The organism is Mycobacterium sp. DL (assembly GCF_039729195.1).
GTDB lineage: Bacteria > Actinomycetota > Actinomycetes > Mycobacteriales > Mycobacteriaceae > Mycobacterium > Mycobacterium hippocampi_A.
Map to the genome: position 1 here is coordinate 1,752,839 of NZ_CP155796.1, position 21,827 is coordinate 1,774,665.

At 66.1% G+C, this 21,827-nt stretch carries 18 protein-coding genes and 1 pseudogene; 9 read left to right on the forward strand and 10 right to left on the reverse strand.

The features are described 5' to 3' along the window. Positions 1-30: 30 nt before the first annotated feature. Positions 31-924, reverse strand: coding sequence for an NAD(P)-binding domain-containing protein (locus ABDC78_RS08505; protein WP_178360787.1), 894 nt, complete (start codon positions 922-924; stop codon positions 31-33). 280 nt (positions 925-1,204) lie between these two features. Here ABDC78_RS08505 and ABDC78_RS08510 point away from each other — a divergent pair, with 280 nt between their 5' ends. Beyond that, positions 1,205-1,891 carry a class I SAM-dependent methyltransferase gene (locus ABDC78_RS08510; RefSeq protein WP_178360786.1) on the forward strand — a complete coding sequence of 229 codons (687 nt, stop codon included), beginning with the start codon at positions 1,205-1,207 and terminating at the stop codon, positions 1,889-1,891. Here ABDC78_RS08510 and ABDC78_RS08515 read toward each other — a convergent pair. Further along, positions 1,882-3,459: an FAD-dependent oxidoreductase gene (locus tag ABDC78_RS08515; RefSeq protein WP_178360785.1), complete on the reverse strand. Its 1,578-nt coding sequence runs from the start codon at positions 3,457-3,459 to the stop codon at positions 1,882-1,884. The two genes, ABDC78_RS08510 and ABDC78_RS08515, sit on opposite strands and share 10 nt — an antisense overlap. Beyond that, positions 3,456-4,196: a carotenoid biosynthesis protein gene (locus tag ABDC78_RS08520; RefSeq protein WP_347133390.1), complete on the reverse strand. Its 741-nt coding sequence runs from the start codon at positions 4,194-4,196 to the stop codon at positions 3,456-3,458. The genes ABDC78_RS08515 and ABDC78_RS08520 overlap by 4 nt, the downstream gene beginning before the upstream one ends. Before the next feature lie 147 nt (positions 4,197-4,343). Here ABDC78_RS08520 and ABDC78_RS08525 point away from each other — a divergent pair, with 147 nt between their 5' ends. Both ABDC78_RS08525 and crtI read left to right on the forward strand, forming a co-directional pair. Beyond that, on the forward strand, positions 4,344-5,480 hold the full coding sequence (locus ABDC78_RS08525) for a glycosyltransferase (RefSeq protein ID WP_178360784.1): 1,137 nt from the start codon (positions 4,344-4,346) through the stop codon (positions 5,478-5,480). Continuing rightward, on the forward strand, positions 5,477-7,021 hold the full coding sequence (gene crtI / locus ABDC78_RS08530) for a phytoene desaturase family protein (RefSeq protein ID WP_178360783.1): 1,545 nt from the start codon (positions 5,477-5,479) through the stop codon (positions 7,019-7,021). Before ABDC78_RS08525 ends, crtI begins: the two co-directional genes overlap by 4 nt. Here the strand turns inward: crtI and ABDC78_RS08535 are convergent. Beyond that, the gene (locus ABDC78_RS08535; RefSeq protein ID WP_178360782.1) at positions 6,930-7,619 is read right to left on the reverse strand and encodes a CDP-alcohol phosphatidyltransferase family protein; all 690 of its coding nucleotides are present in this window, start codon (positions 7,617-7,619) and stop codon (positions 6,930-6,932) included. The two genes, crtI and ABDC78_RS08535, sit on opposite strands and share 92 nt — an antisense overlap. Positions 7,620-7,664: 45 nt before the next feature. On the opposite strand from ABDC78_RS08535, the gene ABDC78_RS08540 reads away from it, so the two are divergent. Beyond that, positions 7,665-8,468: a YhjD/YihY/BrkB family envelope integrity protein gene (locus ABDC78_RS08540; RefSeq protein ID WP_178360781.1), complete on the forward strand. Its 804-nt coding sequence runs from the start codon at positions 7,665-7,667 to the stop codon at positions 8,466-8,468. Between the two features lie 150 nt (positions 8,469-8,618). Continuing rightward, a complete protein-coding gene (locus ABDC78_RS08545) occupies positions 8,619-9,404 on the forward strand; it encodes a SigB/SigF/SigG family RNA polymerase sigma factor (protein ID WP_178361069.1) in 786 nt (261 codons plus the stop codon). Positions 9,405-9,435: 31 nt separating this feature from the next. On the opposite strand, the gene ABDC78_RS08550 is transcribed toward ABDC78_RS08545, so the two are convergent. The 6 genes and pseudogenes from ABDC78_RS08550 to ABDC78_RS08575 form a co-directional block, all read right to left on the reverse strand. After that, positions 9,436-10,143: a GAF and ANTAR domain-containing protein gene (locus ABDC78_RS08550; protein WP_256736288.1), complete on the reverse strand. Its 708-nt coding sequence runs from the start codon at positions 10,141-10,143 to the stop codon at positions 9,436-9,438. 46 nt (positions 10,144-10,189) lie between these two features. Continuing rightward, positions 10,190-10,915 carry a GAF domain-containing protein gene (locus ABDC78_RS08555; RefSeq protein ID WP_178360780.1) on the reverse strand — a complete coding sequence of 242 codons (726 nt, stop codon included), beginning with the start codon at positions 10,913-10,915 and terminating at the stop codon, positions 10,190-10,192. A 625-nt stretch (positions 10,916-11,540) separates the two neighbouring features. Further along, positions 11,541-12,353 (reverse strand): annotated as a pseudogene (locus ABDC78_RS08560) (galactosyltransferase-related protein); the annotation flags it as partial. Beyond that, on the reverse strand, positions 12,350-13,360 hold the full coding sequence (locus ABDC78_RS08565) for a glycosyltransferase (RefSeq protein WP_178360778.1): 1,011 nt from the start codon (positions 13,358-13,360) through the stop codon (positions 12,350-12,352). The pseudogene ABDC78_RS08560 and the gene ABDC78_RS08565, both read right to left, overlap by 4 nt. Further along, positions 13,248-14,438, reverse strand: a complete 1,191-nt coding sequence (locus tag ABDC78_RS08570) for a glycosyltransferase family 4 protein (protein WP_218621207.1) — start codon at positions 14,436-14,438, stop codon at positions 13,248-13,250. Before ABDC78_RS08570 ends, ABDC78_RS08565 begins: the two co-directional genes overlap by 113 nt. Positions 14,439-14,446: 8 nt before the next feature. Further along, positions 14,447-15,511, reverse strand: coding sequence for a glycosyltransferase family 1 protein (locus tag ABDC78_RS08575; protein WP_178360777.1), 1,065 nt, complete (start codon positions 15,509-15,511; stop codon positions 14,447-14,449). 1,007 nt (positions 15,512-16,518) lie between these two features. Here ABDC78_RS08575 and ABDC78_RS08580 point away from each other — a divergent pair. The 4 genes from ABDC78_RS08580 (at position 16,519) to ABDC78_RS08595 (ending at position 21,687) form a co-directional block, all read left to right on the forward strand. Beyond that, positions 16,519-17,406, forward strand: a complete 888-nt coding sequence (locus ABDC78_RS08580) for an amidohydrolase family protein (protein ID WP_178361066.1) — start codon at positions 16,519-16,521, stop codon at positions 17,404-17,406. Between the two features lie 304 nt (positions 17,407-17,710). Next, entirely contained in the window at positions 17,711-17,971 is a 261-nt protein-coding gene (locus ABDC78_RS08585; protein ID WP_178360776.1) for a lipopolysaccharide assembly protein LapA domain-containing protein, read from the forward strand. Between the two features lie 134 nt (positions 17,972-18,105). Continuing rightward, a complete protein-coding gene (locus ABDC78_RS08590) occupies positions 18,106-19,767 on the forward strand; it encodes an acetolactate synthase large subunit (RefSeq protein ID WP_178360775.1) in 1,662 nt (553 codons plus the stop codon). Positions 19,768-20,304: 537 nt separating this feature from the next. Then, entirely contained in the window at positions 20,305-21,687 is a 1,383-nt protein-coding gene (locus ABDC78_RS08595; RefSeq protein WP_178360774.1) for a PE-PPE domain-containing protein, read from the forward strand. Positions 21,688-21,827: the final 140 nt, after the last annotated feature.

Consider the following 21,827-nt stretch of genomic DNA (forward strand, 5'->3'; position numbering starts at 1 on the left):
CGTCGGGCCGCTGCGATTGGCAAACGCTCTTCACGATGGACCGGGGCCTACATCGACGGGTGGTAGCTGGCCTCTTGAACGGTACCTTTCGCGCGCGGTAGTCCTACGGGTGAGTTCGACGAACATCGGTTCGTGGCCGGGCTCGGCATCGACGGCCGCCCATAGGCGATCCCGACCAGCGGCTGAAATGGGAAGTAGCGCAGGGCTATCAACCACCGATAGCAGGGCATCAAAGTCTTGCGCGGAGGCGCGCAAAGGCCTTGGGTTGGATTCGTCTAGGGCGCGTTTCACAACTGCGGCCATTGGACCTACACCGAATAGGCGCAGCGCAGTGTCGTAGTCTCCGCCGAGGATGTCCGTCAGGTCGAGGGCTTCGCGCAGCCCTACTTCGGCGGCCATGACGAAGGCGTTGGTGATCAGCTTGTACTTCACGCCCGCACCGGCCGGACCCACTCGCTCCACGTTGCCCAGCGAGACGAGCACCCGCTCTGCCTGCGCTACCGCCGCAGGCTCGCCCCCGACGAGAAACGTCACCGACTTCTCCCTGGCGTATCGCACACCGCCGACGATCGGTGCGTCGACCACGTGTCTAGTCGAGCCAGCCTGAGATCGGACCTGATCCAGCACAGTCGGGGTCGTCGTCGAACAGACGACGAGAACGGAGTCGGGGCGCAGACCCGCCAAGACGCCGTCCGCGCCGAAGTGGGCGGCGGGGATGTCTTCGGACATGACCATGCTCAACAACACATCCGAACGCCGGGCCGCATCAGCCGGCGATACGGCGGCCCTCGCCCCATGCGCCACGGCGGCCTTCAATCGCGCGGGGTCGGGGTCGAATGCCCACACCTGATGTCCGTCGGCAACCAGATGGGGAACCATCTCCGAGCCCATGTCTCCTACGCCCACCATGCCAATCAGGGTCATCAGCGATCTCCTTGGTTGCGAAAGTTGTCCCACAAGAGCCGGATTTCCCTCGGATGCCCGTTCCCTCGTATTCAGAGCCTATTTGCGGACGAGGTTGATGACATTGCAGCCAGCAGGAGGACCGACCGCCTGCTAGCCCCCGATCGATCACCCCCGGGGCCAGGCCGGCGTGTCGGCCGAATCGATGCGCGACCGCACCGATGACGATGACGTAGAAGGCAATTTGCCTAAAAGGCAAATCGCCTTGCCGCTCAGGAACCACCGCGCCGACACTGTCCCCATGAGTCAAAACACCCAGCTGTTCCACGACGCGCAGTTCGCCAGCGACTACATCGATCATCCGCCGCGGTTCATGCCGGGATATCGTGAAATGCACCGGCTGGCAGCCGTACTCATCAGCGAGCGCGCGCCGGCGAACGCCGGCGTGCTTGTGCTCGGCGCAGGCGGCGGCCTGGAAATGAAAGCACTCGCCGAGGCTCGGCCCGAGTGGACGTTCGACGGCGTCGACCCTGCGGCGCCCATGCTCGCTGTGGCCAGCAAGACCCTTGGACCGTTGATCGCGCGCGCCCGACTGCACGAGGGCTACATCGACGACGCGCCGGCCGGACCTTTCGACGCGGCCACCGCCCTGCTGACACTGCACTTCCTGCCGCCGGACGAGAGGCGTCGCACCGCCGCCGAGGTGCGGCGGCGACTGGCGCCGGGCGCGCCCTTCGTGGTCGCGCACATGAGTTTCCCGCAACGTGATACGGCTCAGCGCGCTATGTGGTTGTCCCGCTACGCGGACTACGCAGTCGACTCGGGGATCAGCCGCGAGGACGCCGAAAGGATGCGCAACACAGTCAATTCCGACGTTCCCTTCCTGACCCCCGATGAAGACATGGCGATCCTGGCCGAGGCCGGATTCTCCGACGTCACCGAGTTCTACTCGGCGTTCACCTTCCGCGGCTGGGTCGGTTACGCCTGAGCGATGTGTTGGTTCTTCTTGCGGCCGCGTCGCGGTATCTGGGGCACACCGGCGAGGAGACCGCGCTGCGGCACCCCCATGATCGGCTCGGCGGCGGCGCCGAGTTCGGCGAGGATGTCGTTGGCGGCCAGCACACCCGACATCGCCGAACGCTCCATCAGCCCGGCAAGGTAGGGCAGTTCCACGTAATCCCCGGCAAGTCGCAGTCCGCGCGCATCGGTGCGCACGCCCGGGCGGGTTCCTGACGACCCGGGCGGGAACGCCGGCGCGGTGGCTTCCAGCCTGTCGTGCCTGTGCAGGACAACCGCATCGGCGGTCTCGGGCCAGAGCACGGCAAGCTCGTCGCGCATGGCGTGGGCGGCATCGGCGGCGTTGTCCAAGCGACAGGAGTAGGAGTGCAGTTCGATCACCGATCCGCCCGTGGCTCGGGCCCACTGGATGCTGGGATCTTCCAGTCGGGAGTACACGGCGATCGAGTCGAGGTTCGGTTGTCCGCTCACGGCACTGAATGGCGCCCGTTCGGGCGTGACGTCCCGGTCCAGCCAGATCCGGCTGACGGCGAACGGCGGCGCCACGCGCAGACTTTCGCACTGAGCGGCGAGCAGAGGGGCGGAGGCGGCGGTCGCCGAAGAACCGATGACGAGCGCACGCAGCGCCCCCGGGTCCAGGGCGAGGACCAGGTGCCGGGTCGTTAGTGCGCCGTCTCCGGTGTCGACCTGCCAACCCTGCCCGTCCGGAGCGATGCCCGAGACTGCGGTGCCGAGGCGAATGCTGCCGCCGCGCTGCTCCAGGTACCGCTGCAGGGGATGCCAGATCGCTGTTGCGTGGTCGGTGTTCGGCACGTCGAAGCCGATGCCCTCGGGGTTGCCGAGGAAGTAGTAGTGGAACATCGCCACGAGTTCCGCGGCGGAGAGTTCACCCTGGTTGCAGAAGAAGGACCGGGCGAAGGCCTCGAAGAGCATGCTGCGGGTGCGCTCGGTCATGCCGAGGCCGTCGAGGAACGTTGCGGCATCGACGTTGTCGAGTTCGGCGACCGTGGTGGCACGGTCGTAGGCCAGCAACGCTCGACCCGTGTCGGGGTTTGCGTTGGTCATTTCGCGGCGACTGAGGCTCTTCGACCGCAGGACCAGAGCCAACAGGTTCAGCGGCGGTGCGGCGGGTAGCCCCGACAGGTCCTCGGCCGGCCAGGTCGCCGAGATCACCGGGTAGCTGTCGACCGGCTCGAGGAATGACAGGGCGGGATCGGCACGGCGCAGGATCGAGCGCCACGTGTAGTAGTGCCGGAAGAAGGCGTGAAATCCGTGTTCGACGTACTGCTCGCTGCCGTCGGGTAGCCGCTCGGGCCACGCGCCCAGCCGCCCGCCGAGGTGATTGTTCGCTTCGAGCAGGGTGACCCGGGCGCCACGCTCGGCCAACACGATGGCAGCCGAGACCCCGGCGATGCCGCCGCCGACCACGACGGCTTCGGTTCCGGGGGCGACGTCGCGCGGCAGCAGCGGGTCGGGCGTCACCAGGCGGCGGGGGTGCATCCGAAACGGTGCGGCCCGGCTGGTGAGGGAGTCGGTCATGTGCGCTCCTGACGGGGCGTGGCCGTTCGCCGACGCAGCAGTGTGATCGCGAACGGTATCGCGACAGTTCCCATGATCAATCCACCGACAACTGCCGAGCCGGGCAGGCCGAAGAAGACGAAGTGCGCCATCACCGACGAGAAGTACACCCACAGGTACAGCGCCGCTGCCGGCGCCGACGGACTGACTTGCCGTGGCAGTGCGGCGTGGAGGGCCGCCATGATCAGAGTGGTGAACAACAGCCACCCGAAGTAGTTGGTCAGCGGAATGCCCGGCACCAGCGGGAGGCTGGGGGAAGGGTTCGCCCAAGTCCAGTGCCCGGCGGCGACCATCTGCGGGTCCAGGAACACATCCCACGCGGTCAGCGCGATGGCGCCGATCGCGATCACCGCAGGTCCGCGGGTGGCGAGGGTGCGGGCGACGACCAGCGCCGGCCAGGCCATCATCACCCAGGCCAACGGAATCACCGCCGGCACGCCGAGGATCTGTGGGCCGAGGGTGTCCGCGTAGGTGTACGGACCGAACGGCCACCCGGTGGCCACGCCGATCGACTCGGCGAGCAGGCCGCCTCCGCCGGCAACTGCAATCAGCAGGACCGCTCCCCGCGCACCGTGCACCCGGATGACGTCGGCTACCGAGGCCAGGAAGAAGACCACCACGCTGGCCATCGTGATCCCGTTGCGGGAGCCGTCGGGAATCAGTGGATAGACGATCTGGACTGCGATCGCTGCGGCCACCAGGACCCAGACTGGTTGAATCGTCCGAATAGACCGGACGGGCAGGGCCAACGCCACGCGTACTACCTCCGTCAGAGCAGCCAGCCTAACCTCTTGCCGTGGGTCGCCGCGCTGTGGCAGTCGTTGCGCGGCCCGTAGAGTTTTCAGGTGCCCTCAGCGCGACTCGCCCAACCGCTCTCTGCGCTAGTCGTCACGGGTTCGTCACTGGCGTGTCTCGGCGCGGCGCATCAGCTGGTCAACCTGCGGCTCCTGCGACGCCCGCCGGCGAACCCGCCGCCGGTGACCGCTGCGGTGTCTCTTCTGGTGCCCGCCCGCGACGAAGCCCACCGGATCGAGCCGACGATTCGTTCGTTGCTCGCACAGCGGGGGCTGGCCGAGGCCGACATCCTGGTGCTCGACGACGGTTCGACCGACGGCACCGCCGAGGTCGTCACCACGGTGGCCGCCGGCGATCCTCGACTGCGGGTGCTGACCGGTGCCGCTCCACCGGCGGGAGTCCTGGGCAAGCCGCACGCATGCGCGCAACTCGCCGATGCGGCGCGCGGCTCCATCCTGGTGTTCGTCGACGCCGATGTGGTGCTCTCGCCAGACGCCGTCGCCGCAGCGGTCGCGGTGCTGCGCGGTCCCGCCCCGCTGGACCTGCTCAGCCCGTGGCCGCGGCAGGTGACCACCGGGTTGTTCGGTCGCCTCATCCAGCCGCTGCTCGCATGGTCGTGGTTGACCACGCTGCCACTGCGCGTCGCCGAGAGGTCCGCGCGACCGTCGATGGCCGTGGCCAACGGCCAGTTCCTCGTTGTCGAGGCTGACGCCCTCGCTCGAGCGGGCGGGTGGGAGTCGGTCTCGGGTGCCGTGCTCGACGACATCGCACTGGCGCGGGCGATCCGCACCGCCGGTGGTCGCACCGGCGTCGCCGACGGCTCCGGCATCGCCACCTGCCGGATGTACACGAACGGGCGCGAGTTGCGCGACGGCTACCGCAAGTCGCTGTGGGCGGCGTTCGGCTCGCCACTCGGCGCGGTGGCGGTCGGGGTGGCCCTGGCCGTCGTGTACGTCCTGCCCGCGGCCGCTGCAATGACGGGCTCCCGGATCGGCGCCGTCGGCTACGCTGCAGCCGTCCTCGGGCGGATATCGGCCGCGCGCTGGTGTGCCACGCCGTCCGGACGGGGCGCGGTGACGGATGCTGTGGCACATCCCTTTTCGGTGCTGGCACTCCTGGGACTGCTGGCCTCCTCATGGGTCGGCCGGGCCACGGGCTCGCTGCAGTGGAAGGGCAGGGCCGTATGAGTCGGGTGGTGGTGATCGGCGCGGGTCTGGGCGGGCTGGCGGCCGCCGCCCGACTGGCCGCCGCTGGTCACGAGGTCACCGTCTTCGAGAGCGCCGCCACCGTCGGTGGCAAGCTCGGCGTCCTCGAGCGCGACGGTTTCACGTTCGACACCGGCCCGTCGCTGTTGACCCTGCCCGCCGTGCTGGAGCAGTTGTTCGCCGATACCGGCGGCCCGACTGAACTGTCCGTGACAGCAGTCGATCCGGCGTGCTCGTACGTCTTCGGTGACGGCACGACGCTGGTGCTTCCCCACGACGCGGCCAAGGTGCCGGCGGCACTCGACGCCGCACTCGGGGCGGGTGCCGGCGCCTCGTGGCAGAGGCTGCACGCCCGTTCGCGACGATTGTGGGAACTGGTCGGTGAGCCCGTGCTGCGTCGACCGGTCTCGATCGCCGCGCTGGCCCGAATGAGCACGCGGCCAAAGGATCTGCGTGCGGTGGCGCCGTGGCTGACCCTCGACGGGCTCGGACGGCGGATGCTGCCCGATGCCCGGCTGCGGAAGTGGCTCAACCGCTATGCGACCTACTCCGGATCGGATCCGCGGCGCACCCCCGCGGTCCTGTCGGTGACGTCGTTCGTGGAACAGGAGTTCGGCGCCTGGTACGTGCCGGGCGGACTGCGCCGCATCGTGGACGCGCTCGCCGAGCGATGCGGTGACCTCGGTGTCGAGGTGCGCACCAGTTCGCCGGTGGAGTCGGTCCTGGTGTCCGATGGCCGCGCTGCCGGTGTTCGGGTCGACGACCGGGACGTCGTCGCCGACATCGTGGTGAGCGCCGCCGACGCCGAAGTCCTCTACGGGCGGCTGCTGCCGCGCGGTGCGGCGCGCATCGCACAGCGCAGAGCGCGGAAGCGCCCGCGTTCCATGGCGGGGTTCGTCGTGCTGCTGGGGCTTGACGGGCGAGAGCCGGGCCCGGCCCACAGGGTGTACTTCCCGCGCGACTACGACGCCGAGTTCGACGCCATCTTCGGACGCCGCCCAGTGCCCGTCGCCGATCCCACCGTGTACATACACGCACCCGACGATCCGGCGCTGCGTCCCAACGACGAATCGGAGGGCCTGTTCGTGCTGGTCAATGCGCCCGCGCACGACCCCGCGCACGGCGTCGACTGGGACGAACCCGGTCTGCGCGAGCGCTACACCCGGCACATCCTCGACGTGCTGGCCGACCGCGGCGTCGACGTTCGCGACCGTATCCGGTTCACCGAGACGGTGACCCCCGCGGACCTGGAGCGGCGTGCCGGCGCACCGGGTGGAGCCATCTACGGCACGGCCTCGCACGGCCCGCGCGCCGCGCTCCGCCGACCCGCGAACCGCAGCCCGCTGTCGGGTCTCTATCTGGTCGGCGGCTCCGCGCACCCCGGTGGCGGCATCCCGCTGGTCCTGATGTCGGCTGAGATCGTCGCCGAACTCATCGGTCCGGCGGGAACTCCGGCGGGATCGAGCGCCGCACCCCGTGCAGCAACTGCGCCATTCCGACGATCCCGACGACGGTCCACGTGACGGCCAGCGTGGTGCCCCAGTTCCATCCCACGAGTGGGACGCCGGTTCGGGATACCGCCGCGCCGGCGGCGGCCGCACCGACCACGATCAGCCGCGTCGGGCGTTCGGCGACCGTGATCGCGCCGACCCCCGGCATGCCGACCGCTTGCGCGCGGGCGCGGACGTACTCCAGTAGCAGGACGAGCGCCAGCGCTGCCACCACCCACGCGGGCGGGGCGCCCAGCGCCAGCAGAACGGCGCCTAGCAGGAGATCGCCGAGCCGATCTGCGACCGAGTCGATCACCGCACCGAGCGGGCGGGCTTTCCCGGTCCGTAGCGCGACCGCACCGTCGAGTCCGTCCAGCAGCCCGGAGGCGAGCACCAACAGCACGGTCAGCGCGGGCCATCCCGGTCCCGCTACAGCGGCCCACGCGCCGACCAGCGCCAGCACCCCGAACGCCGACAGCACGTCGGGCGGGACCCTCGCGATCGGACCGGAGGCGAGGATCCGCACCATCGTCAACCAACCCCGCACGACCCGCGACGGCTGCACGCCACCGTGCAACGCCGACCATCCCGCATCGTCCGCGTCGTCGCCGACTGGTCGCTCCGCTGCCATCACGCCAGCCTGCCAGGGCCTGGCGTCACGCAGGGGAGCAACACGGTGAGCCGGGCACGCAAGCTGGCCTCGCAGCTGAGCACGACCTTCCCGCGCACGGATCTCGCTCTCTGGGCGGCCGGCGCGACGTACTTCGGAGTGATCGGGCTCGTGCCGCTCGCACTGGTGTCGCTGTGGGCGGCCGGTCTGCTCATCGGGCACACCGCGGTGACCTCCTCGATGGAGGCGGCGATCGGGGGGTTGCCCAGCGGGCACGGCACCCCGGAGGCGTTGCGCACGCTGACGTCGGTGGCGTTGTCGATGTCCTGGTGGCAGGCCCTGGTGGTGTTGTTCCCGGCGAGTCTGTACGGCGAGGGTCTGCGCCGGGCGTTCGTTCAATTCTCCTCGGAGCCAGACAAGCTCACCGGGTGGCGGGGACGGGCCGGTCTCCTCGGCGTCGCTGCCGTTGCCCCGGTCCTGGTGCTGGCGGTGCTCGGGTCCGCGCCCTATGTGGCACCGCTCTACGCGGGTGAGGGCTGGTCGTTGGTGTGGGGCGTCGTCGTCGGTTTCCACGTCGTCTGGATCGCGGTCTCGACTGCGCTGCTCGGTGTGTACGGACTCATCGCGCCCGGTCGGTATCGTCCGAAAGCACTGGTGCTGGGCGCTTTCGGTACCGGTGCGATACTCGCCGGCTTTCTGCAGGGGTTCGTTCTGTTCCTCGCGATTCCCATCGAGTGGTCTGCTCCGTTCGGAAATCTGCCCATCATCGGGGCGGTGTCCGCACTGGCGCTGTGGCTCTACCTAGTCCACATCCTGGTGCTGTGCGGTTTCCGGGTCACCGTGGTTCTGGACGGAACGCTTCGCCGGTGAAGGCGCTGCTTCGAGGGCCGGGAGCGCGAACATTGGCGCCGTGAACGGATGCAGTTCAGACGTTTTGGGTGTGTCTCCCGCGGGTATCGACTCGGTGGTTCAGACCCGAGCCGGGTAACCCATCAGAGGCGGCAGCGGGGTGGTGCGCTCATGTCTGAACCGAATACAGGATTCGCCGAGGTGAATGAGATGTTTCGGCGCTTGAAGTCGCTTGATGCGGAGTCGGCCGCGTTCTGCCGCCAGCGGGACGCGATTGCCGCACTGTGCCTACCTCTTGCTGACAACGTTGCTCAGCGATTCCGCGGCCGCGGTGAAAGTCACGACGATCTGGTCCAGGCAGCGCGGGTCGGTCTGGTCAATGCGATCAATCGCTACGACGTCGACCGCGGTGCGGATTTTCTGTCCTTCGCGGTGCCCACCATGATGGGTGAAGTCCGTCGCCATTTCCGTGATTGCGGGTGGGCTGTCAAAGTCCCACGCGGCATCAAAGAACTTCAGCCACAGCTGAACAGAGCGCGCGCCGAACTCTCTCAGCGATATGGACGGGCACCTAATGCCACCGAGACGGCCGAATATCTCGGGATTGACCGAAAGACTGTCGTAGAAGCGACGATTGCCGCCGGTAACTATTCGACGGTATCGCTCGACGTGCCTCTGACTCACGGCGATGACGAAGTCGCCGTGGCTGACACTCTGGGACACTTCGATCCGGGGCTGGACCGGGTGCTCGACATCGAAACGGTTCGCCCGGTGGTCGCCGCGCTACCGGATCGAGAGCGCGAGGTGATCCGACTGCGCTTCTTCGACAATCTGACTCAGACGCAGATCGCGGAGCGAATCGGCTGTTCCCAGATGCACGTATCGCGGCTGCTCAGCGGCGCGCTGCGCCGCATCCGCGAACAAGTAGTGGAACCCGACTACGCCCAGGTCGGCTGAGCAACCAGGGTGCGTTTCGACCCCATGCGGCCTATTCGGCCTGCGCGGTGTCAACGATCTGTTGAGCCAGGACGCGGACCGGTTTGTTGGTGTCCTGGGAAAGCTGCACCATGAGTTCGAAGGCGCGGGTCGCGTCGACTTTGAACCGCTCCATCAAGATTCCTTTGGCCTGCCCGATCAGATCGCGGCTGCCCAACGCGGACTCGAACTGCGTCTGCCGGTCGGCGGCGATCAAGGCGCTGGCTGCGTGGGTGGCGAGCATGGCTCCGAGCGCCTGCTGTTCGAGGGTGAATTCGTAGGCGTCGTGGCTGAACAAGTTCAGCGCGCCTCGACCGCCGGCGCTCAGTGCAGTCGCCGGATAAAAGTACAGCTGGAACGACAACACGCTTCGAACGCCGGCCTCGACTGCGGCCTTGGCGAAGCGCGGCCACCGCGGGTCAACGCTGAGGTCAGTGCACGACACAGTGCCATCAGCGGTCGCGGCGGCCAGACAGGGCCCCTCGCCGAACTCGATCTGCAGCGTGTCGAGTTCGTTGGCGATGTCGGAGGTGGCCGCCATCGACTGGTGTCGTTTCCCGTCGATCAGCAACACGTCAGCGATATGGACTTCGCTCATCAGTGAGACGGCCTGCGACGTGACTGTGCCCAAGATGACGTCCACGTCGGCAGGCGAGCCGAAGTTGGCCGCCAATTCGGCCATCGCCGATCGGATATCGACCTGCTCGGACTTGTCCGCCATCAGCACATCGTCTCACCTGGAGGGGTGCCACCGTCGGGCACTGGCCCTAGTCGCGCGACTGATCGTCGAGATCGCTGAAGGCCAGCCGCCGGGCCATCACCTCGGCCGCCACCGCCACGACGGACTGCTGGTGGGCGTATGCGTGAGCCCGAAGCCGGCCGAGAGCATCGCTGATGGAGATGCTCAGTTGCACAGCGACCATCCCAGCAGCCACATGCACGTGGGTGCGGGAGAGTGGGTCCGCCGCCGAGTCGGCTTCGAGGTCGATCGCCACCTGCTCGAGGAGGGTCTGTTCGGCTGAGCTCCCCACCTGGCTCCACCAGTTGGATTCCAGAGTGCGCTGAAGAGCCGCCGCGCACCTCCGGGTGGTCTCCTGCTCACGTTCGGCGAGGGCGCCGCCGTTCCGTCGGTAAAGCTCCAGCGTTCCCATGGGATGAAGCGGTCCGGGAATCGGATAGGCGAAGACCGCTCCCACGCCCAACACGCCGAGTTCTGCTGTGAACGCAGGCCAGCGGCGAAAGAACGTTGCGGTGTCCAGATGTGCACACAGTTCCGGGCCGTCGTTGCGATAAGCGTCCAGGCACGGCCCCTCGCCTAACGTGAACTGCATTTCGTCGATCTGTTGCGCAAGCGCGTCGCTGGCGTAGACCAGCTCGCGGATACCCCCTGATCCGGAAAGGACCGCTGCCGCGGCGCCGTCCACCCCCGTCAGCCGGACCGCGGTGTCGCAGATTCTTCCGACGCCCGAGAACAACTCATCGCCAACTGTCATGCGACGTTCGGACGCCGGCACGTTCAGAGACTGCCCATCGGGAGCTCTGTTAATCCGAGGGGAGTCGCTCATCCGGTGATCCCGTTGCACAATGCATCGGAAGTCGTATACCTCCGGTACGCAGTGGGCAAACGCGGGTCCGAGTCACGATTACTGATCACCTGGACTCGTCGTAGTTCAACATGTCACCCCACCGTCGACGCACAGCCATCGCGGCTTCGGCGTCGATGCCCGTGGTCGCTCCGCCGGCGGCGGCCGTGACCAGCGCTCGGGCCAACACAAACGGCGACACACCGAACTCCTGCGCAGCGTCGATGAGTTCGCCGATGACCACTTCGGGTGCGCATCGGCGTAGTCCGACGAGGACGCCTTGCGCCAGGTGAAACATCCGTGCCTTGGCGACGTCGTCATCGATGGACAACGGGCCCATTCCTCGGCTGATCTCCCGCATCAGTGTTCCTTCCGGTATTTCGACATGTGCTTCTCTGCCTCCGTGGAATCTCTCCGAACATCCTGAATCGCAATGATTTCCACGTGATGCCGGGTGACCTCCCGATGTGCAGCAGGCGTGCGTGGTGGAGAGCGATGTGCATGGGGCTGAAAGCGTGGGATCGGACCGTAGGTGTGGCCGCCCCTGTTGATCGCGGTAGATCAGCGCGAGGTTCTCGAATTGGTCCAACCATCCGGTCATCGGCCACCACCCCCAGCGCTGATGGAACAGTGTGGCGTTGCGCACGATATCGACGAGATGCTCTACCGGCGGATCGGACACTGGATGGTGTTGGTGAAAGGCATGTGCACCGCCGATCCAGCGCATCGGAATGCCCAATGCTGCTGCGCGCTGGCCGAAGTCGGTGTCCTCGGCTCCGTACCCGCGGTAGCCGGACCAGAATCCGCCGATGCGTTGCCACGTCGATGTCGTGACTGCGAATGAGAGTGACCAGAACAGCTCGTAGGTAGTGCTGTTGAGAACAGCTCCGTCCGGAGGTGCCGGCCGTGCTGGATGAGGACTGCGGTGACGGTCGAGGCTCGCGATGTCGTACCCGCCCCTGCCTGCCGGCGGTAGGTAGGTGACCGTTCCGCAGAGCACCGCCCTGCGATGCTCGTGCTGAGCAGCGACCTCTCGGTATCGGCCGATGAGGTCAGCTCCCGGGATGCAGTCCACGTCGAGGAACACCAGCAGTTCGGCGCCCCGGCTGATTGCGTTGCGGGCGCCGATGTTTCGGGCATTCGCGACGGGGAGGTGGGCGCCGGTCGCCTCACACCGGACTACGGAGGCGACCGCACCGCAGTCGGCGACGGTCTCGGGCACCGTGGGGTCTTCGATCGCGACGATGACGTGCTGGTCAGGCACCCGGTGGCTTCGCTGAAGCCCTCTCAGTTGGTTCTCCAGGTGGCTGGCGCGGCCGTGCACCACCGTGATCACGGCGGTGTTCACGCGCCACCGCCCAAGCTGTGGCCCTGGGCGATGGCTGCCACGGTGTCTGCGGCGCGGGCCGCAGCACCCGCCGTCTGCCAACGACGCCATCCGTCGGCTTCGAGCGCGCCGGCGGCCGCAAAGAGGCTCGGCCAGGCGCCGAGATCCGGCCAGTCCTCGAGGACGATAGCCAGTCCCGCCCGCGAGAGAGCGCGCGCTGTGGCTAGTTGTTCGTCGAAAGGGCGTGGCTGCCCGATGATGATCGCGGGTTTCCCGGCGGCGGCGATGTCGGCAATACAGTTCTGTCCGGCATGGGCAACGATGACGTCAGCGGCACAGATCGCCGGCCACGGGTCATTGACCCACGGTGCTCCCGCTACGCCAAGGGTGCGCCAGCGATACTGCGGATGCGCTTCTGCGCAAACGTCGATCATCTCCAGTCGGATGTCCGAACCGCCCGAGCCCTGTAGGACCAGCACGGTGGGGGCTTCGACTCGCTCGGCCGATTCCTGCGGGCGTCCGTCGAATCGGCTGATGCCGCCGACGTAGGAAACCTTGTTCGAATGCGGGCTCAGCCAGGGCGGTTCGTACAGGTCCCGCGACCAGGCCGCCAAGATGTGGTCAGCGAGTTGGTAGGCCATCCGGTGCGGGGGATCAACCCTGTCACCGGGCATCGCGACGACGATCACCGGAACACCGAGTAGCCGCAACAGAGTCGTGACCTCCACCGAGACATCGACGACCGCTGCGGCGGGAGACGCGTCGGCGACCCACTGTGTGATGAGAGCCATCCGTCGTCGAAATCCGCTGTCGTGGAGGGGAGCCCAATGCAGGACCCCATGTGCCGTCGAATCTTCGGCTCGTACCGCGCTGTCGTCGCGGGGCAGCGTGACGACGGCGTGGAACGGATGCGGCTCATCCAGCTTCAGCGACGTCAATGCGGTGACCGGGGTATCGAGGTGTGTGCAGATGCTCTGAGCCCGGCTGAGATGTCCGGTGCCATGGTGATGGATGTAGTAGCCGATCATCTGCGTCAATCCGTCCTCGGTCGTCGATCACGTCGCGGTAGATGTCGAGATAGTCGGTCACCATCGAGGCTGCCGAGCACCGTCGTATTGCCTGTGTGCGTACCGCAGCACGGGACAGCGCCAATACCTCAGGAATCGCCTCGGCCAGCGAGGTGACGTCGTCGGGCGGGACCAGCCGGCCACCAAGGGAATCAACGATCTCGGGGATGCCGCCCCGGGCGAATGCCACCACGGGGGTGCCGCACATCATCGCCTCGGCGACCACAAGTCCATACGGTTCGTCCCACGTCGGGGTGACCAACGCTGCGGCGGACTTTCCCACAAGCTCGGCCAGCTCACGGTGGGGTAGATGCCCGGCGTAGCGGACGGCGGCCCCCAGGAACGGTTGCACGTCTCGGACGAAGTAGTCGACGTCGGAGATGGGGCCTGCGATCACGAGGGACATACCTGCGCGACGGGCCGCCGCGATTGCCAGATGCGGTGCCTTTTCGGGGGTGATCCGACCGAACCACACAAGATCGCTTCCTCCGGGGCCCAAGGGCCAGCGCTGACCGTCGACACCGTTGCGGACGACCGTGATGTCAGACAACAGATGCCGCCATGAGCAAGCGGTGTAGGCGCTGACCGCAGCGAATCGGGCGCCCGAACCAGCGGTGGCACAGATCGCCGATTCCAACCAGGGAGTGGGCGGGGTGTGCAGGCTGCACAGCATTGGTGTGCTCAATGCGGGCGCCATGGCTACGGGGAGGTGATGAAGGCTGTGGTTGTGGATCACGTCGAACTCGTCGCCCCCATTACGCGCCAACCGCAGCATCAAGGTCAGGTACGCATGATGATCGGCCATGAACGACGCGCTTGGCGTGGATGAATCCGCCAGGGCCGCAGTGCTCAGTTCAAGGGTGCGCACCTGCAGGTGGGAACAATCGAGGCCGGGGTCAGAGTCGGGTGCCGCAAACAGCGACACCCGGTGCCCGGCGGCAGTGAGGTCGCGGGCGAGGTGCCACACGTGAGCTTCCAGTCCACCAGCGAAAGGCTGGCGGATCGGGAACTGGTTGGAAGCGATCAGCGCTATCCGCATCGGTGGTGTCACGAGGACACCCGCCGGTAGATGTCACGATGAACCTGTGAAAGCCCGATCCGCTCAGTGTGTCGGGTTTTCCACTCGGCGCGCGGCGGCGGAGTACCGCCTGACCAGCGAGCATGCTCGGCACGAACCGCGGCGTCCAGCGAGGCGTCGTCGAAGTCGTCTTCGGTGAAGGCGAAAACTCCACAGGAATGCTGCTGGTCGTAGAACCCACAGCTGGGCGCCACGACCGCGGTTCCCAGATCGAAGCACGCCTCCAGCCAGCCGGAGTGTGTGCCGAACCGATACGGCAGGACCGACACGTCGATCGCTGAGAGATACTCCCAGAGTTCCTCTTCGGAGAAGTAGGGGTGCACGCGCACGCCGATGTGCTCGGAGGCGTCGAAGGCCAGCAGGGCTGCGCCCGCCTGCGGCGCGTACCAGTGATTCGTGACATCGAAGATCTCGTCGTGGACATTGATCTGCAGCCTTGCTCCGGGCAACTGCGCGATGGTCGACGCCAGGGTGTCGAGCACGGGCAGGGGGTCCATGTTGGCGCGCAGGCTCTTGACGTGAACCCCCACCACGAACTGGTCAGACCGGGGGCGGGACGCTTCGATGCGCGCGCGATCCACGACGTGGGGATGGGGAGCGACCGCCGGTCGCCGTCCCCACCGGCGCTCGATGACCCCGGCCGCACCTGCGGTCAAGGTGATCAGCTCCTGCGCGGCGGGAATCAGAATGTCCAGCTGTTCGGCGTGGGCACCCGGATCGTGGTGGTGCGGGTTGCGAAGGTCGTGAACCGTGTAGACGAGGGGTTTGTCGTGGTTCTTCAACGCCTGGACCACGTCGGCAAGCACCGCGCCGCTGATGGCGTCGAAGCCGAAATGGACGTGGAAAACGTCGAATTCGTGGTGATGCTGCTCAATCCAGGACGGATCCAGCATCAGCGGCGGCCACCAGCCGCCCGGGACCGTGTGTCCGTCGGCTGGAATCGGATCCGGGAGGCGTGACACTGTGTCGGCACCCGCCGGATGCGACAGGTGACGGACATAGACGTGCGAACCCGGCACGGACGCGACACGCATACATCAGCTCCACTTCGTGCGGGCACGTCGCAGGGCACGTCGCCACGCGCGTGGCCAACCGGGCCCCGCTCGCGCTGAACGGATTTGAGGTTCTGGCTCTTACAGAAAGTGCAAGGACCAAGCGGTAGATACCCGCCGGAGACGGTCTCAATCTTCCTATTCGACGAATCCGACGGATGGCAAAGTCACGCCGAACAGCTCACGTCCATCACCACTCGCGGGGGCGGTGCTCGGTGACGACACGGTCGATCGGGCGCTGAGATGAGTCCACCGTGGGCAATCGTTCCCCGTGCTTGTGACGAGATGTGGTGGCGTCGCCACACGCCTCGAGGGCGAGACGGTGACATCTCGCAAGAGCTTGCTGCGTGCGCTCATCGTCGCGCGTGTCCACTGCATCGGTGGCGCGGCGATCCGTGATTGTCGCGTCGCCCTCAGCAACACTGCCTGTCTGCGCCGTGCTGTGGACTCCCTGGTGCCCGACGACCTGCCCCAGAGATGATGGGAACTTGTTCGAGGCAGCGCTCATGATCGGCCAATCCCTCGACGGACGCTTCTCGCGGACAAGCAGACCAGGGTCGCGCAACCCGCGCCGGGGGCTGTGTACTCAACCGACGTGCACGGAGATTATCGCAACATCGGAGAACGCACCAGACTGGAATTCCTGCGTTCCTCTGCTGAACAGACTGGAAAGTAGTGCGCTCCAACAGCAGACGATCCCAGGCCTTTGGTGCGCCGGTGAGTCTGTGTCTGTCCGGCAGCTGTGGCTGCGCCGCCGGCGAGCCCGCGATCCACTCTTCCTCGTGCTCAGCGTCAGTGCGCCCGACGAACAACCCGACGTCGGCGCGATCTGACAGGCGAGCATCGAGGATCGCCAGAACCGGGGGCTCTTTCGTAGTCTCTAGGAGAAGACGCCTACCGTGGATCACGTGTGTGCGCAGGAGGCTGCCGACTCCGCTCAGGTAGCCGGACTCCCAAGCGAGATGACCTTGCAGCGGCAGGCCGCAGAGATGCGCCGGTTGCTGGACGTGCTGGGGCTCACGTCGATCATCGATGTCCATACCCACTTCATGCCCAAAGCGGTGATGGACAAGGTGTGGGCCTACTTCGACTCCGCGGGACCCCTCATCGGTCGCACCTGGCCGATCCGCTACAGGCTCGACGAGCGGTCCCGCGTGGAGATGCTGCGCAGCTTCGGGATCGCGGCTTTCACGTCGCTGGTGTATCCACACAAGCCCGAGATGGCCGCCTGGCTCAATGCGTGGGCGACGGAGTTCAGTCGGTCGACGCCGGAGTGCATCCACACCGCCACGTTCTACCCCGAACCGAGTGCGCCGGTGTACGTGCAGCACGCAATCGACGAGGGCGCACGAGTGTTCAAGGCCCACATCCAGGTCGGTGACTACTCGCCCACCGACCCGATGCTCGATCCGGTCTGGGAGATGCTTGCCCACAGCCAGATACCGACCGTGATCCACGCCGGATCCGGCCCCGCGGCGGGTCGGTTCACGGGGCCGAGTCCGATTGCGGAGGTCCTTCGGCGCCATCCCCGTGTGCCGTTGATCATCGCGCATATGGGCATGCCCGAGTACCGGGAGTTCCTCGACCTGGCGCACCGGTACCCCGGTGTCTACCTGGACACGACCATGGTGTTCACCGATTTCACCGAGCAGCTGCATCCCTTTCCGCGCTCAGCGCGCACCGACCTGGCAGCGCTGGGGGACAGGGTGCTCTTCGGCAGCGACTATCCGAACATTCCCTACGCCTATCACCACGCGGTCGAGTCGTTGGTCCGGCTCGATCTCGGCGAGTCCTGGTGTCACAAGGTGCTGCATGACAACGCAGTACGACTGTTCGGAAACCCTTGCGGGCAAGCTCCTTGCACGGCGGAAATCTGACCGTCGGCGAGTCCTGGCGCAGCACAAACCTATCGACGGTATGAAACAGATCACCTGAAATCGCCGTTCGGTTCACGGCACGGTCGCCGACTACTCATTGACTACACGCAGCAGCACGCTGCGGTGACAAGAAAGTAGGGCACACCCATGAGCAAGCGACGGAGCATCGTCAGCCGACTCTTCGAAGGACTCGGTCGCGTCACCTGGGGCGTCATCCGCCGCAAGATCGACAAGAAGCGTTCGCCAGAGCGTCGCTAGTCGGCATTCGCACACCACAAGTCCAATTCGAGAAGGAGCAAAGATCATGACCAGTTCCACCACAGATCGCACCCCGACCGGCCGCGTCGGCGGTTTGGCGTCCAAGTTCGCGTTGATCGTCGCAGCTGTGCTCGCCATCGCCTTGCTCATCTTCGTTCTGCAGAACACCGTGCACACCACCATCAACTTCATTGCCTGGAACTTCGATCTGGCACAGGGAGTTTCGCTGCTCGGTGCTGCGGTGGTCGGTGCGGTCATCGCCTTGGTAGCCAGCGCCGCGATCCGCCTGCGTCGCGCCATTCGTTGACCTGTTCGAGACCGACACGCTGCGTTCATGGACCTGCCGGCTCGTGGATCACCGATGACGGGCTGCGGACCCCGGTTGTACAACGTTGATCGGAACCGGGTTTCGCGGGATGGTGTTGTGGTTAGGTCGGTCCTATGCATGAAACCGGTCGCACCACCGCCGAATTGATCGTCGAATGCCTCGAAAACGAGGGCGTCACGCATGTGTTCGGCATTCCCGGCGAAGAGAACATCCTGTTGGTCGACGCGCTGTCGAGATCGTCGATCGACTACGTGCTCACCCGTCATGAGCAGGGTGCGTCGTTCATGGCCGAGGTGTACGGCCGACTGACCGGCAAAGCCGGGGTGTGCTCGGCGACTCTCGGGCCCGGGGCGATCAATCTTCTGCTCGGTGTCGCCGACGCCACCACGAATTCGACTCCGGTGCTGGCACTGTCGGCGCAAGTCGGGATGCGGCGTAGCTACAAGGAAACGCACCAGAGCGTCGACCTGGTCTCGATGTTTGCACCCGTCACCAAGTGGTCGGCTCTGGTCGCAACGCCTGGCGCAGTGCCGGAGATGGTCCGAAAGGCGTTCAAACTCGCACAGACCGAGCGCCCCGGAGCTGTCTACCTCGCGGTTCCGGAGGACGTCGAGGATGCCGACGCCCCGGCCGATGCCGGCCCGCTGCGCGTCAACGTGCCGCGGCCCGACGATCCGTCGGCGACTCAGATCGCCCGCGCCGCCGAGATCCTGCAATCGGCGCGCAATCCCGTCCTGCTCGCCGGCCACGGTGCGGCACGCAGCGACGCTTCGGCAGCGGTGCGACGTTTCGCCGAGTCTCTCGGCATGCCCGTCGCGACGACCTTTCACGGCAAAGGCGTGATGCCCGACGATCATCCGCTGGCGCTCGGAGCCGTCGGCTTCATGCGCCACGACTACGTGAACTTCGGTTTCGATCAGGCCGACGTCATCGTCGCCGCCGGCTACGAACTGCAGGAGTTCGACCCCGCCCGAATCAACCCTCGGGGCGACACCAAGATCATCCACGTGCACCGGTTCCCGGCCGAAGTCGACGTCCACTACGACGTGGCGGTGGGACTACATGCCGACATCGGAGGGTGCCTCGACGCCTTGGCGGCCGCGGTGGTCCGGGACCGGCCGTATTCGTCTGGGCAGGAACGGATTCGAGCGTTGCTGGCCGACGAGCTGGATCGCGGCCGAGCCGATGACAGCTTCCCGCTGACCCCCGCTCGCATCGTCGCCGACACCCGCACGGTCCTGGGGCGTGATGACATCGCTCTGGTCGACACCGGTGCCTTGAAGATGTGGATGGCTCGGCTCTATCCGACGTATGAGCCGAATACCTGCCTGATCTCGAACGGACTGTCGACGATGGGGTGGACGGTTCCCGGGGCGATCGCCGCGAAGATCGCGAGACCTTCGGCGAATGTCCTCGTCGCGACCGGCGACGGATCGTTCCTGATGAACTCGCAGGAGATCGAGACCGCCCTGCGTCTGGGTACGCCGATGGTGATCCTCATCTGGGTCGACGACGCCTACGGCCTCATCAGCTGGAAGATGGATCTGGAAATCGGTCACAACGTCGACACCCGCTTCCGCAACCCGGACTTCGTCGCCTATGCGGAGAGCTTCGGGGCCAAGGGGTTTCGCGTCTCATCGGCCGACGAGTTGCTGCCCACGCTGCGAGAGGCGTTGTCGTCGAACACCGTCAGCGTGGTCGCCTGTCCCGTGGACTACAGCGCCAACAGCGCGCTCATTGCGGCTCTGGGAGAACTGGACGAGTCATGGTCGTGACATCGCCACCTGCTCGGTGTGGCCCGATACGGTTTGCCGCCAGATGACCCGAAATTGCTCTCGCGTCAATTAAATCCCTCCCGATACTCACCGAGGCGGCGTTGTGCAGGCCTGTTCGCTTGCGGGAACTGATTGTTCCGTTATCGGCCAGTGATAGTCGGCTGGAGGAGAGCCCGAATGGCAATTTTTGTTCTCTTTTGGCCAATTTAGCAAAGCGCAGAGCCGTGAATCGTATCTATTCGACGCCGCCGTTGTTTATCGGCGCAGGTCGCCGGTCGATGGCCCTTGGATACGCTGTGAAATGTGCTTTTGTGCGGTGCATGGCGGATCTTGTGGTGGCTATCGAATTTACGACAGCGTTCTGAAAACTGAGCCCAAGCGATGAGTTTCTCGCCCTGAGCGAATGCTGGCAAGCGGCACGAAGTTTGCCTTTTCTGCGTCCCGGTGTCAGCTGCTGGCGCAATTAGCAAGTTGCGCAATATCCTCGTATTGCGCCAGTTGGCGATCAATTTCCGGTTCTTATGTTGGGGAGATTTCATGCGAGTACGGATGCGTAAGGCCGGGGTCGCCTGCGGGAGTGCCTTTGCTGCTGTCGTTCTGGGGGTGTCTTCTGCCGCGTCGGGTTGGGCGGCCAGCACGGCTCTGGTGATCGGCGGGATCGGAACACCGACGATGCACGATGTGGTGATGTCCCAACTGCTCGGTGGGGCTCTGAGCGACGTCGAGCGTGTGAGTGTCGACTGGCCGGCAGAGGCCAGGCCCTACACCGGCGCCGACGATCTGACGCTGGGTGCGTCGATCGACGTCGGCATCACGAACCTCAGCGCCGAGATCGACGCTGCGCTCGCGCGGCTCTCCCGAGACGAGGACGGCAACGTCATCAACGGCGAGCGGGTCACTGTGGTCGGACTATCGGCCGGCTCATTGGTGGTGACGGAGGTTCTGCGGCTCGCGGCCGCAGACCCCGACGCGCCTGACGGGCAGGAGATCAACTTCGTTGTGGTCGCTGATTCCAGCCGTCAAGAGATCATCGACGACACGGAGAGCTACAACCCCGTTTACGACTACACCTACCGTCCGGCGCCGGAAACGGTGTACGACACGATCGTTGTGACCGGCGAGTACGACGGCTTCGCCGACTTCCCCGACCGTTGGTGGAACCTCAACGCGGTCGCCAACGCGATGGCCGGAGCGCTGTTCGTCCACGTCCCGACCATGTTCGCCGACCTGACGGAGGTACCGGCGGAGAACATCACAGTGGATGTGAATTCCCTGGGCGGCTCCACCACCCACTATCTGATCCCGGCCGAGAGGCTGCCCCTGGTACAGATGTTCCCGAGCCTCGCACCGCGCGAGGCCGAACTGAAGGCCTCGATCGACAAGGCCTACATCCGCAATGATCCCGCGCCCTCCTGGTTGCGCAGTCTCGCCACCGAGGTCCCCGAGGCGGTCGAGGACACCGTCACCCCGGCGACCGAGGAGGCGGCGTCGGACGCAGAGGATGTCCAAGACAGTGACTCGGCTGATCTGGCTGAGGCCACCGTCGATGCGGTCGCCGTGACCGATGACGCGCCGAGTGACTCGGGCACCGGCGACGTGCAATCCGTCGGTACCGACGACGGAGTCTCGACAGAAGCCGACGACAGGGACGCAGCCGACGACAGGGACGCAGCCGACGACAGGGACGCAGCCGACGACAGGGACGCAGCCGACGACAACAAGGACGTGTCCGACGGCGCTGATGCTGCGGGGACGTCCGATGAGTCCGAGAAGACCGACTCGGCGGCGCGGGACACCGAGCGGGCGTCGGAAGGTGAAGGGAAGCAGTCGAAGAAGCGGGCAAGCAGCGGCGATGACTCCTCCTCGTCGAGGGATTCCGGGAGCAAGCGCGGTTCGGATTCTTCGGATTCCTCGGACTGATCCTCTCCGGCACAACACAATCGAATTCTCAGGCTCGAACGTTCTCAGGACACAGCTTCCAGCTGTGTCCTGAGTCTGTTTCGAGCTAGTCGAAAGAACAGGCCGAAGGTCTCCGCAGGGACGAATGGTATTTGCGCGCA